14 protein-coding genes and 1 pseudogene are annotated in these 13,782 nt (G+C 41.6%); 5 read left to right on the top strand and 10 right to left on the bottom strand.

Features of this window, described 5'->3' with window-relative positions; translation table 11 throughout:
* Nucleotides 1–185: pseudogene (locus ODU45_RS07100) on the top strand (IS30 family transposase); the annotation flags it as partial.
* 344 nt (nt 186–529) lie between these two features.
* Here the strand turns inward: ODU45_RS07100 and ODU45_RS07095 are convergent.
* The 5 genes from ODU45_RS07095 to yycF form a co-directional block, all read right to left on the bottom strand.
* Nucleotides 530–1,147: an ATP-binding cassette domain-containing protein gene (locus ODU45_RS07095; RefSeq protein ID WP_398581030.1), complete on the bottom strand. Its 618-nt coding sequence runs from the start codon at nt 1,145–1,147 to the stop codon at nt 530–532.
* Nucleotides 1,148–1,223: 76 nt separating this feature from the next.
* Nucleotides 1,224–1,910 carry an ATP-binding cassette domain-containing protein gene (locus ODU45_RS07090; RefSeq protein WP_398581029.1) on the bottom strand — a complete coding sequence of 229 codons (687 nt, stop codon included), beginning with the start codon at nt 1,908–1,910 and terminating at the stop codon, nt 1,224–1,226.
* Nucleotides 1,911–2,165: 255 nt separating this feature from the next.
* Nucleotides 2,166–2,969 carry an MBL fold metallo-hydrolase gene (locus ODU45_RS07085; RefSeq protein WP_024389909.1) on the bottom strand — a complete coding sequence of 268 codons (804 nt, stop codon included), beginning with the start codon at nt 2,967–2,969 and terminating at the stop codon, nt 2,166–2,168.
* A 6-nt stretch (nt 2,970–2,975) separates the two neighbouring features.
* Entirely contained in the window at nt 2,976–4,325 is a 1,350-nt protein-coding gene (gene vicK, locus ODU45_RS07080) for a cell wall metabolism sensor histidine kinase VicK (RefSeq protein WP_002935841.1), read from the bottom strand.
* Nucleotides 4,318–5,022 carry a response regulator YycF gene (gene yycF / locus ODU45_RS07075; protein ID WP_004298854.1) on the bottom strand — a complete coding sequence of 235 codons (705 nt, stop codon included), beginning with the start codon at nt 5,020–5,022 and terminating at the stop codon, nt 4,318–4,320. Before yycF ends, vicK begins: the two co-directional genes overlap by 8 nt.
* A gap of 193 nt (nt 5,023–5,215) precedes the next feature.
* Here yycF and ODU45_RS07070 point away from each other — a divergent pair, with 193 nt between their 5' ends.
* Genes ODU45_RS07070 through ODU45_RS07055 form a run of 4 tightly spaced genes read left to right on the top strand, consistent with a single transcriptional unit; the run spans nt 5,216 to nt 8,214 of the window.
* On the top strand, nt 5,216–5,977 hold the full coding sequence (locus tag ODU45_RS07070; RefSeq protein ID WP_002935839.1) for an amino acid ABC transporter ATP-binding protein: 762 nt from the start codon (nt 5,216–5,218) through the stop codon (nt 5,975–5,977).
* 10 nt (nt 5,978–5,987) lie between these two features.
* Nucleotides 5,988–6,827, top strand: coding sequence for a transporter substrate-binding domain-containing protein (locus ODU45_RS07065; RefSeq protein ID WP_398581028.1), 840 nt, complete (start codon nt 5,988–5,990; stop codon nt 6,825–6,827).
* Between the two features lie 14 nt (nt 6,828–6,841).
* The gene (locus tag ODU45_RS07060; RefSeq protein ID WP_105096633.1) at nt 6,842–7,540 is read left to right on the top strand and encodes an amino acid ABC transporter permease; all 699 of its coding nucleotides are present in this window, start codon (nt 6,842–6,844) and stop codon (nt 7,538–7,540) included.
* 14 nt (nt 7,541–7,554) lie between these two features.
* Nucleotides 7,555–8,214 (top strand): amino acid ABC transporter permease, encoded by a 660-nt coding sequence (locus ODU45_RS07055; protein WP_105256710.1) that lies wholly within the window; start codon nt 7,555–7,557, stop codon nt 8,212–8,214.
* A gap of 73 nt (nt 8,215–8,287) precedes the next feature.
* Here ODU45_RS07055 and thrS read toward each other — a convergent pair whose 3' ends face one another.
* The 5 genes from thrS to ODU45_RS07030 all read right to left on the bottom strand — a co-directional run bounded on the left by thrS (nt 8,288) and on the right by ODU45_RS07030 (nt 13,548).
* Nucleotides 8,288–10,237: a threonine--tRNA ligase gene (gene thrS / locus ODU45_RS07050; protein WP_398581027.1), complete on the bottom strand. Its 1,950-nt coding sequence runs from the start codon at nt 10,235–10,237 to the stop codon at nt 8,288–8,290.
* Nucleotides 10,238–10,254: 17 nt separating this feature from the next.
* Entirely contained in the window at nt 10,255–10,584 is a 330-nt protein-coding gene (locus ODU45_RS07045; RefSeq protein WP_398581026.1) for a MazG-like protein, read from the bottom strand.
* 262 nt (nt 10,585–10,846) lie between these two features.
* Nucleotides 10,847–11,221 carry a hypothetical protein gene (locus ODU45_RS07040; protein ID WP_398581025.1) on the bottom strand — a complete coding sequence of 125 codons (375 nt, stop codon included), beginning with the start codon at nt 11,219–11,221 and terminating at the stop codon, nt 10,847–10,849.
* A 14-nt stretch (nt 11,222–11,235) separates the two neighbouring features.
* The gene (locus ODU45_RS07035; protein ID WP_336372601.1) at nt 11,236–12,549 is read right to left on the bottom strand and encodes a glycosyltransferase family 4 protein; all 1,314 of its coding nucleotides are present in this window, start codon (nt 12,547–12,549) and stop codon (nt 11,236–11,238) included.
* Nucleotides 12,550–13,548 carry a glycosyltransferase family 4 protein gene (locus ODU45_RS07030; protein ID WP_105121824.1) on the bottom strand — a complete coding sequence of 333 codons (999 nt, stop codon included), beginning with the start codon at nt 13,546–13,548 and terminating at the stop codon, nt 12,550–12,552.
* Between the last annotated feature and the right edge of the window lie 234 nt (nt 13,549–13,782).

Raw genomic sequence — 13,782 nt, 5'->3', positions numbered from 1 at the left:
TGACACAGGAGGACATCAACCTGGTTTGTTCGCATGTCAACAGCGTCAAACGAGCTGCTTTCAACGGAAAATCGGCTTATGAACTCTTTACGTTTACCTACGGTGAAGAATTGGCAACACTTTTGGGTATATCTAAAATTGACCCTGAGAACGTCATCCAATCACCTCGATTATTAGATAAGTAATCGCTCGTTTTTATCATAAAAATAATTTCAAAATAGAAAGGAACTTGTCCCATCCAAAATTCCAGATAGCTAGAACTTACTTTGAGACGTCTCAGAGCCAGTAACTTTAGTGTACTCTTTTTTTCAACATTTTCAACCCTAAAACTCACTATTAACAACTGTTTTAGTCAAAAACAGAACTTAGTCTGAGACTAAATTCTGTTGGTGTTATACAGTTTTCTCAAAGTAACTTCTGGAAGGACGGGAACTAGAACTTACTTTGAGAATTTACCATACAGTTTTCTCAAAGTAACTTCTGGAAGGACGGGAACTAGAACTTACTTTGAGAATTTACCAATATTTTCTTATGATTTCTTCACGAGACAAGCTTGCACTATCTCCCATTGACTGTGAACAGATGTTTCCACAAACTGTTGATCATGGGAAATCAAGAGGACACTTCCTTCATATTCTTTCAAGAATGTTTCCAAAGCCTCAATAGCTGCCATATCTAGAAAATTTGTCGGTTCATCTAATATCAAAAGATTTGCATCCGCCAACAATACCTTAGCTAAGGAGAGACGCACACGCTCACCACCAGACAGATTTACTACCTTCTGCTGAGCCTTATCGTAAGAAAGTCCTAACATACCTAATAAATTGAGAATCGTCATCCTACCTTGAAGAGAGGTACAACTAACATTTTCAAAAGCAGTCTTTTCTTCATCAAGGTTTATCAAATCCTGTGCAAAATAAGCAATTTTTAACTTAGGATTATAATAGCCTGCTAATTCTTTCCTTAATAATTTTTGGACAAAACTAGTCTTTCCAGAACCATTCGCCCCCACTAAGGCTAACTTCTCCCCAAACGTCATCCCTATCTGAGGGAAACCAAATAAATACTTTTCCCTAATCCAGAGCTGACCAGCCTGTAAGCGAAAGAGGCTGTGAAGACCAGTATCCAAAGCACCTTTCGCTTCCATCTTTACCCACGCCTCCTTTCTGGGCTGACTAACCTTTTCCAACCTCTCAATCCTTTTCTCTAACTGTTTAGCAGACTTAGCCATTGACTTGGCTATCATAGGAACCCATCATAGCACTGACTTTCCACTCAGACGATGAAACACCTTTCTTTCTCTTCCCCATCTTCTGAGCCTTGACCTGACGCTCTTGTTGGGCTTTTTTTAGTTGAGCGACTTTTTTCTGATAGGCTTCATAAGCCTCCTGCTGTCCTTCTCGCCTAGCCCGGCGACTTTCTACAAACGCCTCGTAATTCCCTGTATAGACCTGAATACTTCCTTCTTCTAAATGCCAAATGTGACTGGCTATTTGATTGAGAAAATGCCGATCATGACTTACAACCAGTAGACTGCCACGATAGCGTTTGATTTGTTTGATTAGCTTTTCCTGGTGTTCTTGATCCAGATTGGCAGTTGGTTCATCCATGATTAACAACTGTGGTCTTTGGGCAAAAGCCTCTTGAATAGACTTCCAAACCTGTTCCCCACCTGAAAGCGAGCTCCTTTCCTGTAACTGGGATACATAGGCCCAGTCTGCTTTTACCTCAATCTGACCAGCAAAATTCCTATCCAGTCCCAGTAAGATTTTCAAAAAAGTAGACTTGCCAACACCGTTATTTCCAACCAAACCAACCTTTTGACCAGCTTGAAGACTCAACTGCTTGATCGTAAACAAACTTCGTCCCGCAAATTCCTTCTCTAATTGAATACATTTCATTACTTCCATATAGACCTCTTTTCTTCACAAAAAGGACCCCTATTCTGCTCAATGAACAAGAAAAAAAGCCATGCAAAACATGACCTTTCCCTATGGAAAAAGTCACACGAATAGTAAGCCCTTATGAGCAGTCTTATCCCTTGTATTATCGGTTAATATAACCTCACCACAAGTTTTAAGAACGACTAATAAGTAGCTTAATTATTCATGTAACTTCACCTCACGTATTTTATATATTTATTCTAAACAAGTTCAATGAATTTGTCAAATCTTGGTCAAAGGAGTCGCTGTATCTGGCGATGTGTCATAGACTTGGAAATCCACTCCAACTCCTAAATCAGCCTGCGCCAACTGATTAACCATGGTCATGTGAGCCAATTCCTTGATATTGTTTTCCTTTGACAAATGCCCTAGGTAAATCTTTTTGGTCCGATTTCCCAACGAGCGAATCATGGCATCAGCACCGTCTTCGTTACAAAGGTGGCCCTTATCGGATAGAATTCGTTGCTTCAAATTCCATGAATAAGAACCTGAGCGCAAAATTTCAATATCATGGTTCGATTCAATCAAATAAGCATCGGCATTTTCTACAATTCCAACCATGCGGTCACTGACATAGCCTGTATCCGTCAACATAACAAAGGATTTGTCATCCTTCATAAAACGGTAAAATTGCGGACATGCAGCATCATGGCTAACTCCAAAGGACTCAATATCTAGGTCGCCAAAAGTCTTCATAGCACCCAATTCGAAGATATGTTTTTGAGCCACATCAATCTTGCCCAATTTGCTCTCCATAGCCTGCCAGGTCAATTCATTGGCATAAATGTTCATCCCATACTTGCGTGCTAAAACACCGATACCATGGATGTGATCGCTATGTTCATGCGTTACCAGGATAGCATCAATATCCTCAGGCTTTCGGTCAATTTCCGCCAAAAGACTGGTAATCTTTTTCCCTGATAAGCCAGCATCCACTAAGATTTTCTTTTTATCTGTTTCCAGGTAAAAACAATTCCCGCTGGACCCCGAAGCTAAAATACTATAATTAAAACCTTTTCCGATCATATTCTCCTATTCTTCCTCATCTGAATCATCCCACTCATCTAGTGCGATGTCCTTGCTGTACGGCAAGACAATTGTAAACGTTGAGCCATGACCATATTCGCTTTTAGCCCAGATAAAGCCCTTATGTTGTTTTACGATTTCTTTTGCAATAGCTAAACCAAGACCTGTACCACCTTGGGCACGAGATCGTGCCTTGTCCACGCGATAGAATCGATCAAAAATTCTAGGTAAATCTGCTTTCGGAATCCCCAGACCTTCGTCTGAGACGGATACAATCAACTGGCTATCTGTGGTCTTCATGCTGAAGGTAATTGTCCCGCCGTCTGGCGAATATTTAATGGCATTATTTAAGATATTATCCAAAACCTGAGTCATCTTATCTGTATCAATCTCAACCCAAATAGGACTGATTTGATAGTCACGAACAATCGTATAGACCTTATCAGAATCAGCATTTTTCATTTGGTCAAAACGGTTAAGAATAAAGGTCACAAAAGCAGTAAAGTTTATCAGTTCGACATCTATCTGACCAACCTGATTATCAATACGCGATAAACTTAGGAGGTCTGTAATCATCCGCATCATGCGGTTGGTCTCATCTAAGGATACCTTAACAAAACTCGGTGCAACAGACTCCGTCAGCGCTCCCTCATCCAGAGCCTCTAGATAGGATTTGACGGAAGTCAATGGCGTACGCAATTCATGACTCACATTTGACACAAAGAGCCTACGTTCCCGTTCTTCCTTGGCCTGCTCGGTCATATCATGTAAGACTACAACCAAGCCAGAAATCAGACCACTCTCACTACGAATCGTGGCAAAATTAGCGCGTAAAGTCAAAAATTCTTCGTTTTCATTGGTGTGATCAATCACAATCTCAGGTGTCTGAGCCAACAAATCTCTCAATGTATAACGGTCTGATAAATCTAAAACCTCTAGCAGGTGATACTGCTCCTGCTTTTGGCTAGAAAGCCCCAACTGTTTCTGGGCCATATCGTTAATCATGATAATCCGTCCGATACGGTCTGTAGCAATAACACCGTCACTCATATAGGACAGGATGGAAGTCAGACGTGTCTTTTCTTGTTCTAAATTATCATGAGTTAAGCGGATGACCTCCGACAGATCATTAAGAGAATTCGCCATGTCTGTGATTTCAGGACTTCCCCTCATGTCTAACACATCTGCATAATTCCCCTCAATTAAGGCATTGACTTTTTGATTGAGTTGTTTAATTTGCTTATTATCCCGATAGTTTTCAATCAAAAGAACCGTCAGAGCAATTAGAAAGCCAATCAAAATGACAACAAACCAAAATTCTGCCGTGGTCATTAAATAACGTAATTGATTAATCATTTCCTTTTATAAAATATCCCACTCCGCGACGAGTAAGAATGTATTCTGGTCTGCTTGGTGTATCTTCAATTTTCTCACGCAGACGACGAATCGTTACATCCACCGTGCGGACATCACCAAAGTAATCATAACCCCAAACTGTTTCCAATAGATGTTCTCGAGTCATAACCTGACCTAAGTGTTTGGCCAAATGGTGGAGCAATTCAAACTCACGATGGGTCAGCTCCAGCTCTTTGCCATGCTTCTTAGCGACAAACGCATCAGGCAGAATGACCAAATCGCCAATCACCAACTCTGGAGTTCCTGTTGACTCAATATTTGTCTGCGTTTCTGCCAATTCACTACGACGAAGAAGAGCCTTAACACGCGCCTGCAATTCACGATTAGAGAAGGGCTTGGTCACATAATCATCCGCCCCGATTTCAAGCCCGATAACCTTATCAAATTCGCTATCTTTAGCAGATAACATCAAGATTGGAACATTGCTGGTCTTACGAATCGTTCGAGCGACCTCTAGTCCGTCCAATTCTGGCAGCATCAAGTCCAAAATGACAATGTCAGGAAACTCAGCCTCAAAGACTTCCAAGGCTTCACGTCCATCGAAAGCTGTCACAACTTCATATCCCTCACGCGTCATATTAAACTTAATAATATCTGAGATTGGTTTTTCATCATCTACAATTAATATTTTTTTCATTAGTATCTTACCTTTGCTTTATTTCTTCTATTATATCAAACTTACCTAAAAAATTCATATTTCAAAACCATCTGACACAGATATGTCATATTTTGTAACATACAATACATTAAATTGTCAGAATTTACTTGACATTGTATATAGGTAGTGCTAAGATGGGAATACCTAAAAAACACTATGCAAGGAGAATTTTATGGCTTTAGTAGAATTTAAAGATGTCAACAAATACTATGGCGACTACCACGCCCTACGCAATATCAACTTGGAATTCGAACCTGGACAGGTTGTCGTTCTCCTTGGACCTTCCGGATCCGGAAAATCTACTCTCATTCGCACGATTAACGGTTTAGAGGCAATTGATGAAGGAACGCTCATCGTCAACGGACATGATATTTCCTCTACTTCTATCAAAGAGCTCGTATCACTTCGCAAAGAAGTTGGTATGGTTTTCCAGCATTTTAACCTTTACCCACACAAAACCGTGTTAGAAAATGTTACTTTGGCACCTATTAAGGTTTTGGGAATCGATAAAGCTACGGCTGAAAAAACCGCTCAAAAGTATCTTGAGTTTGTTAACCTCTGGGATCGGAAGGATTCCTACCCTGCTATGCTATCCGGAGGCCAAAAACAACGTGTCGCCATCGCTCGCGGCTTAGCTATGAAACCTGAGCTTCTACTCTTCGATGAACCAACATCTGCCTTGGACCCAGAAACTATCGGCGATGTACTTGCAGTTATGCAAAAATTGGCACGTGACGGGATGAACATGATTGTCGTAACACACGAAATGGGCTTTGCCCGTGAAGTAGCTGATCGCATCATCTTCATGGCTGAGGGAGAAGTTTTAGTTGATACAACAGATGTGAATGGCTTCTTTGATAACCCGACAGAGCCTCGTGCCCAACAATTCCTCAGTAAGATTATCAACCACGAATCTGACAAAGTAAAACTCTAGGAGGAAGTCTATGGATAAGAAAAAAATCAACATTTTCTTTGCAATTAGATTATTGGTCTTCGGACTTATTCTTCTCGTTTTCGCAAAACAACTAGTAGCTCAAACAGAAACACCCGCATCCATCACCAACAGTGATCAGGTTCAAGCTATCATCGATAGGGGCGTGCTCCGCGTCGGAGTGAAACAGGACGTCCCAAACTTTGGTTACAAGAACCCTGATACTGGTGAATTCGAGGGAATGGAGATTGACATTGCTCGCAAAATTGCAGACGAGTTAGGGGTGGAGATTGAATTTACCCCTGTTACGGCACAAACTCGTGGACCACTGCTTGATAACGGTCAAGTCGATATGGTCATCGCAACTTTTACCATCACAGAAGAACGCAAGTTGCTCTACAATTTCACAACTCCTTACTACACAGATGCCGTTGGCTTCTTGGTCAATAAGGATAGTGGAATCAAGACATTTACCGATCTGGATGGAAAGACAATCGGTGTAGCTCAGGGTTCCATTACACGTACCCTCATCTCTGAATTGGCAGACAAGTATGGCATTTCAGTAAACTTTGCTGAACTTGGTTCCTATCCAGAACTCTCTGTCTCACTACGTGCTCACCGTACAGACGCATTTTCTGTAGACCAATCTATCCTTTCTGGGTATATCAGCTCAAAATCTGAACTCATGGACTTTAGCTTCTCAGCTTCTGACTATGGAATTGTTACTAAATTATCTAACAAAGACCTTAACAACTACTTAAATAGTCTGGTTGAAGAATGGACAACTGATGGTAGCCTACAAAGCATCTATGATGCCAATGGTCTAGAACCAGTCACAGAAACTGACGAATAGAAAGGTGAAACAATATGACAGTTTTAACAACTAGTCCTTACGCTTGGGAAAATTGGGTCAGTTACTTCAATGATTTTCCAACCTTTTTCCAAGGCTTTCTCTTTACCTTAGCCATTTCTGTCGGGGCCTTTATCATGGCCATGTTTTTAGGAATTGTCTTTGGTAGTCTCTCTTCAAGTAAAAATAAAGTTTTAAAAATCATCGCACGTGTCTATGTTGAATACTATCAGAATACACCGCTTTTGGTTCAGTTCATGATTGTTTATTATGGACTTCCGTTGATTTCAAACTATGTTCTCATGCCGTCCATCTACTGGACAGCTGTTATCTGCGTCGGACTCTATCACGGTGCCTATATCGCAGAGGTCATTCGTGCAGGGATTGAGGCTGTGCCTACTGGGCAGACTGAAGCTGCACTCTCACAAGGATTTACTCAAGCTGAAACCATGCGGATTATCATTTTGCCACAGGCCATTCCGACCATTCTTCCACCTTTGACCAACCAAGTAGTAAACTTAATTAAGAATACGGCTACTGTTGCCATCATTTCTGGAGCTGATATTATGTTTATGACAAAATCTTGGTCTGCCATGAATGCCAACTACATCCCAGCCTTTGCTGGCGCTGCTTTTCTTTACTTCATCATGTGCTTCCCTGTTGCAAGCTGGGGCCGCCGTATTGAAGAAAAGAATAAGTCAGCTTTTTCACACTAATAGGAGGTTGAACGATGAATTATGTTTTAGAATTACTCAAACCTTCAACCTTCCAACTCTTGTGGAACGGCTTGAAACTCACTCTCTATATTTCCAGTATTTCCGTGGTCTTGTCTGTCCTGTTTGGTATGATTTTGGCCATTATGCGAAATGGAAAAAATCCACTCTTCAAGTGGATTGCGACAATCTATATCGAGTTTGTGCGAAACGTGCCTAACTTGCTTTGGATTTTCACAGTCTTCTTGGTCTTCCAAATGAAGTCAACGCCTGCTGGTATTACTGCTTTTACTATTTTTACCACGGCAGCCATGGCCGAGATTATCCGTGGTGGTCTCAACGCCATCGGACCGGGCCAGACCGAAGCTGGTTTGTCACAGGGTTTTACCCCAGTGCAAATCATGGTCTATATCATCATGCCGCAGGCCATTCGCAAGATGCTGCCAGCCATCATCTCGCAGATTGTAACGGTCATCAAGGACACTAGTTTCCTCTACTCCGTTATCGCCCTGCAAGAACTCTTTGGTTCTAGTCAAATCCTCATGGGACGCTACTTTGAGGCAGAACAAGTTTTTGCCCTTTACCTCATGGTTGCTCTCATCTATTTCATTATCAACTTTGCCATTTCAAGCCTGTCACGTTATGTAGCTAAGTCTTGGGCGAGCAGTATTGAATAAACATTCCTCCCAGCCAATTGGTTGGGAGTTTTTTGCTGTCAAAAAAGAAGCCCATTCGGACTTCTTGCTTTATTTATTCTTCTTCAGCTGGTCTTGACTTGCGGGCAATATCTGCTAGGATATGGTCCACAAACTCTGACACAGACTGAGTTTGTGTTGCCTTGCTTCCGTAGCGACGAACGTTGACAGCATTGTCTTCCATTTCCTTGTCACCGACGATGAGCTGGTATGGAATCTTGCTGGTTTGGCTCTGACGGATCTTGTACTGCATCTTCTCGTTACGTTCATCCACGTGTACACGAACGCCACGGTCTTGCAATTCTTTGGCAACCTTCCAAGCGTAATCCAAATGAGCTTCCACAGAGATTGGAATCATGGTCACTTGGGTTGGAGCCAACCAAGTTGGGAAGGCACCCTTGTAGGTTTCAATCAAGATGGCAGTGAAGCGTTCCATAGTCGAGATAACACCACGGTGAATCATGACTGGGCGGTGTTCTTCACCATCAGCACCAATGTAGGTCAGACCAAAGCGTTCTGGCAAGAGGAAGTCCAACTGAATAGTTGACAAAGTTTCCTCGTTACCAAGGGCAGTTTTCACCTGAATATCCAACTTCGGACCGTAAAAGGCTGCTTCACCTTCTGCCTCGAAGTAGTCCACGCCCATTTCATCCATGGCACCCTTCAGCATACGCTGGGCATTTTCCCACATCTCATCGTTGTCATAGTACTTCTCTTTGTCCTCTGGGTCACGATAAGAGAGGCGGAAACGGTAGTCGTTTAGGTTGAAATCTGCGTACACATCGATAATCAACTGGAGAGCTTTTTTGAACTCTTCTTGGATTTGTTCAGGTGTCACGAAGATATGACCGTCGTTGAGAGTCATCTCACGAACCCGCTGCAAACCAGTCAATGCACCTGATTTCTCATAGCGGTGCATCATACCAAGCTCAGCGATACGCACAGGCAACTCACGGTAAGAACGCACATGGTTTTTATAAACTTGAATGTGGTGCGGACAGTTCATCGGACGTAGAACAAACTCCTCACCGTCGCCCATGTCCATAGTTGGGAACATGTCTTCTGAATAATGCTCCCAGTGACCCGAAGTCTTATAGAGTTCAACAGAAGCCAATGGTGGCGTATATACGTGCTGGTAGCCTGAAGCCAATTCCTTGTCTGTGATGTAACGCTCCAAGGTACGACGGATAGTTGCACCGTTTGGCAACCAGAATGGCAAACCTTGACCAACTTCTTGGCTGATCATGAAAAGATCCAATTCCTTACCAAGTTTACGGTGGTCACGTTCTTTGGCCTCTTCACGCATTTGCAGGTAAGCCTTGAGGTCTTTCTTGTCAAACCAAGCTGTACCATAAACACGTTGCATCATTGGATTTTCACTCTTACCACGCCAGTATGCACCAGCCACATTGAGCAATTCAAAAATCTGGATACGGCCTGTTGACGGAACGTGTGGGCCACGGCAGAGGTCAACGTATTCTCCCTGGGTATAAATGGTCAAACCGCCCTCGTCATCAGAGTGCTCTTGAATCAATTCCAACTTGTAAGGATCGTTTTTGAAGATTTCAAGAGCTTCTTCCTTAGTCACCTCACGGCGTTCTGAAGGGAAGTTTTCCTTGACAATCTTCATCATTTCTTCCTGAATGCGTGGCAGGTCTTCATTTGAAATCTGACCAGCCGCATTGTCCGTATCATAGTAGAAACCATCCTGAATAGCTGGACCAACCCCCAACTTGATGTCTGGGAAAAGACGACGAGCCGCTTGGGCAAACAAGTGGGCAGCTGAGTGACGCAAGATGTCCAAGGCATCCTCATGCTCAGGCGTTACGATTTCAAGCGTACCGTCCTCTTCGATGGCACGAGTGGTGTCAATCAATTTACCGTTGAACTTACCAGCAAGAGCCTTCTTCGCCAAAGACTTGCTGATGCTCTCTGCAATTTCAAAAGTAGTCACACCAGCCTGGTACTCACGAACAGCACCATCTGGGAAAGTAATGTTAATCATGTTTATCTCCTTTTTATTTATTTTTTAATCCCCAATAACTCTTCTTTTTGAGTTAAAAAGGTTTCCATTTCTTTTTGGATGTCAATATCCAGTCGGTCAGCCAGTTCAATCAACCACCAGATATTTTCAGCCAGTTTATGCTCCAAGGTATAGGGAGTTTCATCATAGTAACGACCCTGCTCGGTCATAATCAGGCGGTTCATATTGCCAATATCATTGGTCAAAGCCAAGAGGTCCTCTTCAATAGACCACTCTTTGTCGTGGTGCTTGACCTCCAACTCTCTGTAAGCCTTGCGAACGGCTAGGCAACGGTCAATCGTTTCTTGTGGAATGCTGGTCAACTTCATCTCCTTATTTTGTTAAAAAAGAAAATACGACACCCTCGCAAAAGGACGTCGTAACGTGGTTCCACCTTCATTCGCAGTCACACTAAAAAGCCTGACTACCTCAGATTGGCGATAAGGGAACCACCCTTTTATGTTTGCATAAAATCATACCGAGTAGTGTCAATCCTATCTTCTATGTGCTTGCACCCACCGCACACTCTCTTAAAGATTTCCTAGAATTGATAAGTCTCTAAAAGCTATTATAACAGGATTTCCTGATTTTTCAAGGATTTTTCCTCATTTTCTTTCTTAGAGAAAATAGCAGAGCTCCTATCCCATTTCCAATCAGAGCACATAAGGTGTAGACAATCTGATAGAGAATAATCCATTCCTTAAAGAAAAAGATGGTTACAGGATAAAGCAGTAAAACCAAGGCAAGAAGGCTAAGAGAAAAGCCATAAAAAAATCCATAAAGAAGACCCGTTAGGAATAATACAATGGGAGTATAGAGCAGTATATTCCCAACCACCAACTCCTTAGAAAGCATGGTGTCACTAATCAGATGAAAGGCAATCAGATAAATACCTGCATACATGGATAGAACAATGAGAGTTGCCAAAACCAGATTCTTCCAACTCTCTTTCCGAAGCTTTTCCATTTGAAACCTCCAAATTATTCAAAGAAATTCCGGATTGATTTTACTTGTTCGACTGATTTTTTCAATATTTTTGCTGTTGTGTCTGTTGATTTAACTACTACTTTTTGCGGTAGGTAAATAGCCTCTTTGATCAAAGCTTCTGCTACGCTATCTTGATTAGTATGTTCTTTTCTAAAATCATACGAAATCTTCAAATCTAGATAATATTCAAAAACCTTGCGCCCAAAATTCGTAGAAGAAATCTCATAGAGCTTCTTATCAAGCACATATGGATTCATTGGTGGTGTAGCAATAATTGCCTCAACGACGGCATCTGCCAACTCCTGTTCTCGAATGAAGAGTGTCCCAAACATCTTATCTGTTATAACGTTTTTTAAGTAGGGATTGCTATGTGCCAAAATAGGAGTTCCAGAAGCTAAGCTTTCTAAGAAAGTTAGTCCCTGTGTTTCACTGGTCGAAGCAGAAATAAAGAAATCCGCAGCTTTATAATAAAGCGCTGTATCACTTGGAGCAATCATTCCCGTCAACTGGACGTGTTCATCTAGATTAAGCTCCGCTATCATTTCCTGAAGATCATCTGTATAAGGTCCACCTCCGACAATGACCAACTTCACCTTGGGATTTTCCAGCAAAATTTTTGGCATTGCCTGAACGATTGCTTGGATATTCTTCTCGTGAGAAATCCTAGACAGACTTAACAACATCGTTTCATCACTAGCAATTCCTAGTTGTTCCCGCAACTCATCTGTTTCATCCTTGCCAATTTCTGGTCTATTAAACTTTGCCAGGTCAATTCCTGTCGGAATTACTCGTTTAGAAATCGGAACGTTGTAACTCATTAAAAGATCTTCAACAATCTCACTGGGGCAAATTACCCCATCCAAATCTTTTAAAAATGCCCGTACTAAATATTTAACCATCCCGGGACGAATAATCCTCCCCTTGGCAATATAGTGTACGTAGTCTTCATACTGGGTGTGATAAGTATGTACCACTGGAATATCAAGTTCCTTGGCAATCATTTTCCCCAAAATCCCCAAAGAAAATTCTGTATGAGTATGAATAATATCTAGTTTATAGCGACTTGCAATTTTTAAGGCATCTGTAAAACCCGCGTAGGCCACTCGACGATCTTTAAAGGCAAAAAAAGGTACGCTAGGAATTCGGATAATGTCCCAATCTTCGTAGCGATTCACATCCTCATCTGTCGTCGTAAAAATAAATACCGTATGTCCCAATTTCTCCAACTCTGTCTTAAGAGTCCGAATCGAAGTCGCGACTCCTGAAACCTGTGGAAAATAGGTATCCGTAAACAATCCAATCCGCATTTACATCTCCAATACTTGTCGATAGGCATCCACCAATTGGTGGGAAACATTGTCAATCGAGCGACTAACCGCAACCTGGTAGCCCGCCTCACGTTTATCAACCTGCTTGTCTAAGATTTTCTGAATAGAATCGACAAAATCATCCACTGTATGTCCCAATTCGGCAACGTTTTCGTCAATCCAACCATTGTAAACTGGAATATCTCTTAGAACAACATGCTGATGACTAGCAAGAGCTTCCAGAACAACAATCCCTTCTGTTTCCTCATACGATGGGAAGAAAAAGGCATCCGCTCCGCTCATTGCACCTTGAAAAACAGCACCTTTAAAATAACCTGGAAACTCGACATTCGCTGGATGATCTCCCTCAACAATTTTTCTAATATATGACGGAATCAGCCACTTATTGATTGAACCGAGCCAAATGAAGCGGACATGCGGCATCTTTTCGGCTACCTTGACAAAGTCTTCAATTCCTTTACGTCGGAAGTAGAGCCCTGCACAGACAACAACTGGCTGACCTTCTTCAATTTCAAAATGCTCTCGAAAGATTGCTTCCTTACGTTCATCCCTCTTATATTTATCTAAATCAATACCATTCGAAACGGCTATAATTGGCGTTGTCACACCGTAAGACTGGATGAGTTTTTTTGAATACTCTGAAGGAGTGATGACAAAGTCTGCCTTTTGGTACATGCTTGCTAGATATTTCCCTACAAAAGGAGCTAGGGTATTCGAACCGATAAAGGAATTTTGAAAATCTTCCTTCGTGGAATGTCCATGCATGATTACCTTTTTTCCACTCCGTTTGGCTGCATGTAGCAATAACCAGGAGCGTGGACCATAGGTATTGATATGAATGACATCATAATCTCCCAGCAGGTCTGTTGTATAAGGAATACCTGCCATATCTAGCGCTTCCATCTGGTGTTGAAGTGCCCGGCCAATTCCTGATTTCTCTAAAACAGTTTTACCTTCTAAATACAATAGTACTTTCATAATACCATTATAGCCCTTTTTTACATTTTTTCATATTTTAAACTGTATTCTACACGAATTTTGTATCAATTAAAGCCAATACTAAAGAAGATAATCCTAAATATATGATTACATAAAAAACATATAAAACAGATTTTAAAAGCAGAAGGACAGCTTGAATGTTTTTTAGAAGATGTTATAATTTACGAATGGTGCACATTCTGGCACTAAGCGTTCAAAATTTATTGAGGACTT

It is taken from the genome of Streptococcus sp. 2022WUSS135, assembly GCF_044427045.1.
Classification (GTDB): Bacteria; Bacillota; Bacilli; order Lactobacillales; family Streptococcaceae; genus Streptococcus; species Streptococcus hashimotonensis.
The sequence above is the reverse complement of the archived record's forward strand: the minus strand, read 5'-3'. Positions and strand labels throughout refer to the sequence as shown.

Excerpts from the sequence above, each read along its gene's own strand:
- ODU45_RS07095 (WP_398581030.1), bottom strand. The coding sequence starts at position 1,147 with ATGGAAGCGAAAGGTGCTTTGGATACTGGTCTTCACAGCCTCTTTCGC.
- ODU45_RS07090 (WP_398581029.1), bottom strand. The coding sequence starts at position 1,910 with ATGGAAGTAATGAAATGTATTCAATTAGAGAAGGAATTTGCGGGACGA.
- ODU45_RS07085 (WP_024389909.1), bottom strand. The coding sequence starts at position 2,969 with ATGATCGGAAAAGGTTTTAATTATAGTATTTTAGCTTCGGGGTCCAGC.
- vicK (WP_002935841.1), bottom strand. The coding sequence starts at position 4,325 with ATGATTAATCAATTACGTTATTTAATGACCACGGCAGAATTTTGGTTT.
- yycF (WP_004298854.1), bottom strand. The coding sequence starts at position 5,022 with ATGAAAAAAATATTAATTGTAGATGATGAAAAACCAATCTCAGATATT.
- ODU45_RS07070 (WP_002935839.1), top strand. The coding sequence starts at position 5,216 with ATGGCTTTAGTAGAATTTAAAGATGTCAACAAATACTATGGCGACTAC.
- ODU45_RS07065 (WP_398581028.1), top strand. The coding sequence starts at position 5,988 with ATGGATAAGAAAAAAATCAACATTTTCTTTGCAATTAGATTATTGGTC.
- ODU45_RS07060 (WP_105096633.1), top strand. The coding sequence starts at position 6,842 with ATGACAGTTTTAACAACTAGTCCTTACGCTTGGGAAAATTGGGTCAGT.
- ODU45_RS07055 (WP_105256710.1), top strand. The coding sequence starts at position 7,555 with ATGAATTATGTTTTAGAATTACTCAAACCTTCAACCTTCCAACTCTTG.
- thrS (WP_398581027.1), bottom strand. The coding sequence starts at position 10,237 with ATGATTAACATTACTTTCCCAGATGGTGCTGTTCGTGAGTACCAGGCT.
- ODU45_RS07045 (WP_398581026.1), bottom strand. The coding sequence starts at position 10,584 with ATGAAGTTGACCAGCATTCCACAAGAAACGATTGACCGTTGCCTAGCC.
- ODU45_RS07040 (WP_398581025.1), bottom strand. The coding sequence starts at position 11,221 with ATGGAAAAGCTTCGGAAAGAGAGTTGGAAGAATCTGGTTTTGGCAACT.
- ODU45_RS07035 (WP_336372601.1), bottom strand. The coding sequence starts at position 12,549 with ATGCGGATTGGATTGTTTACGGATACCTATTTTCCACAGGTTTCAGGA.
- ODU45_RS07030 (WP_105121824.1), bottom strand. The coding sequence starts at position 13,548 with ATGAAAGTACTATTGTATTTAGAAGGTAAAACTGTTTTAGAGAAATCA.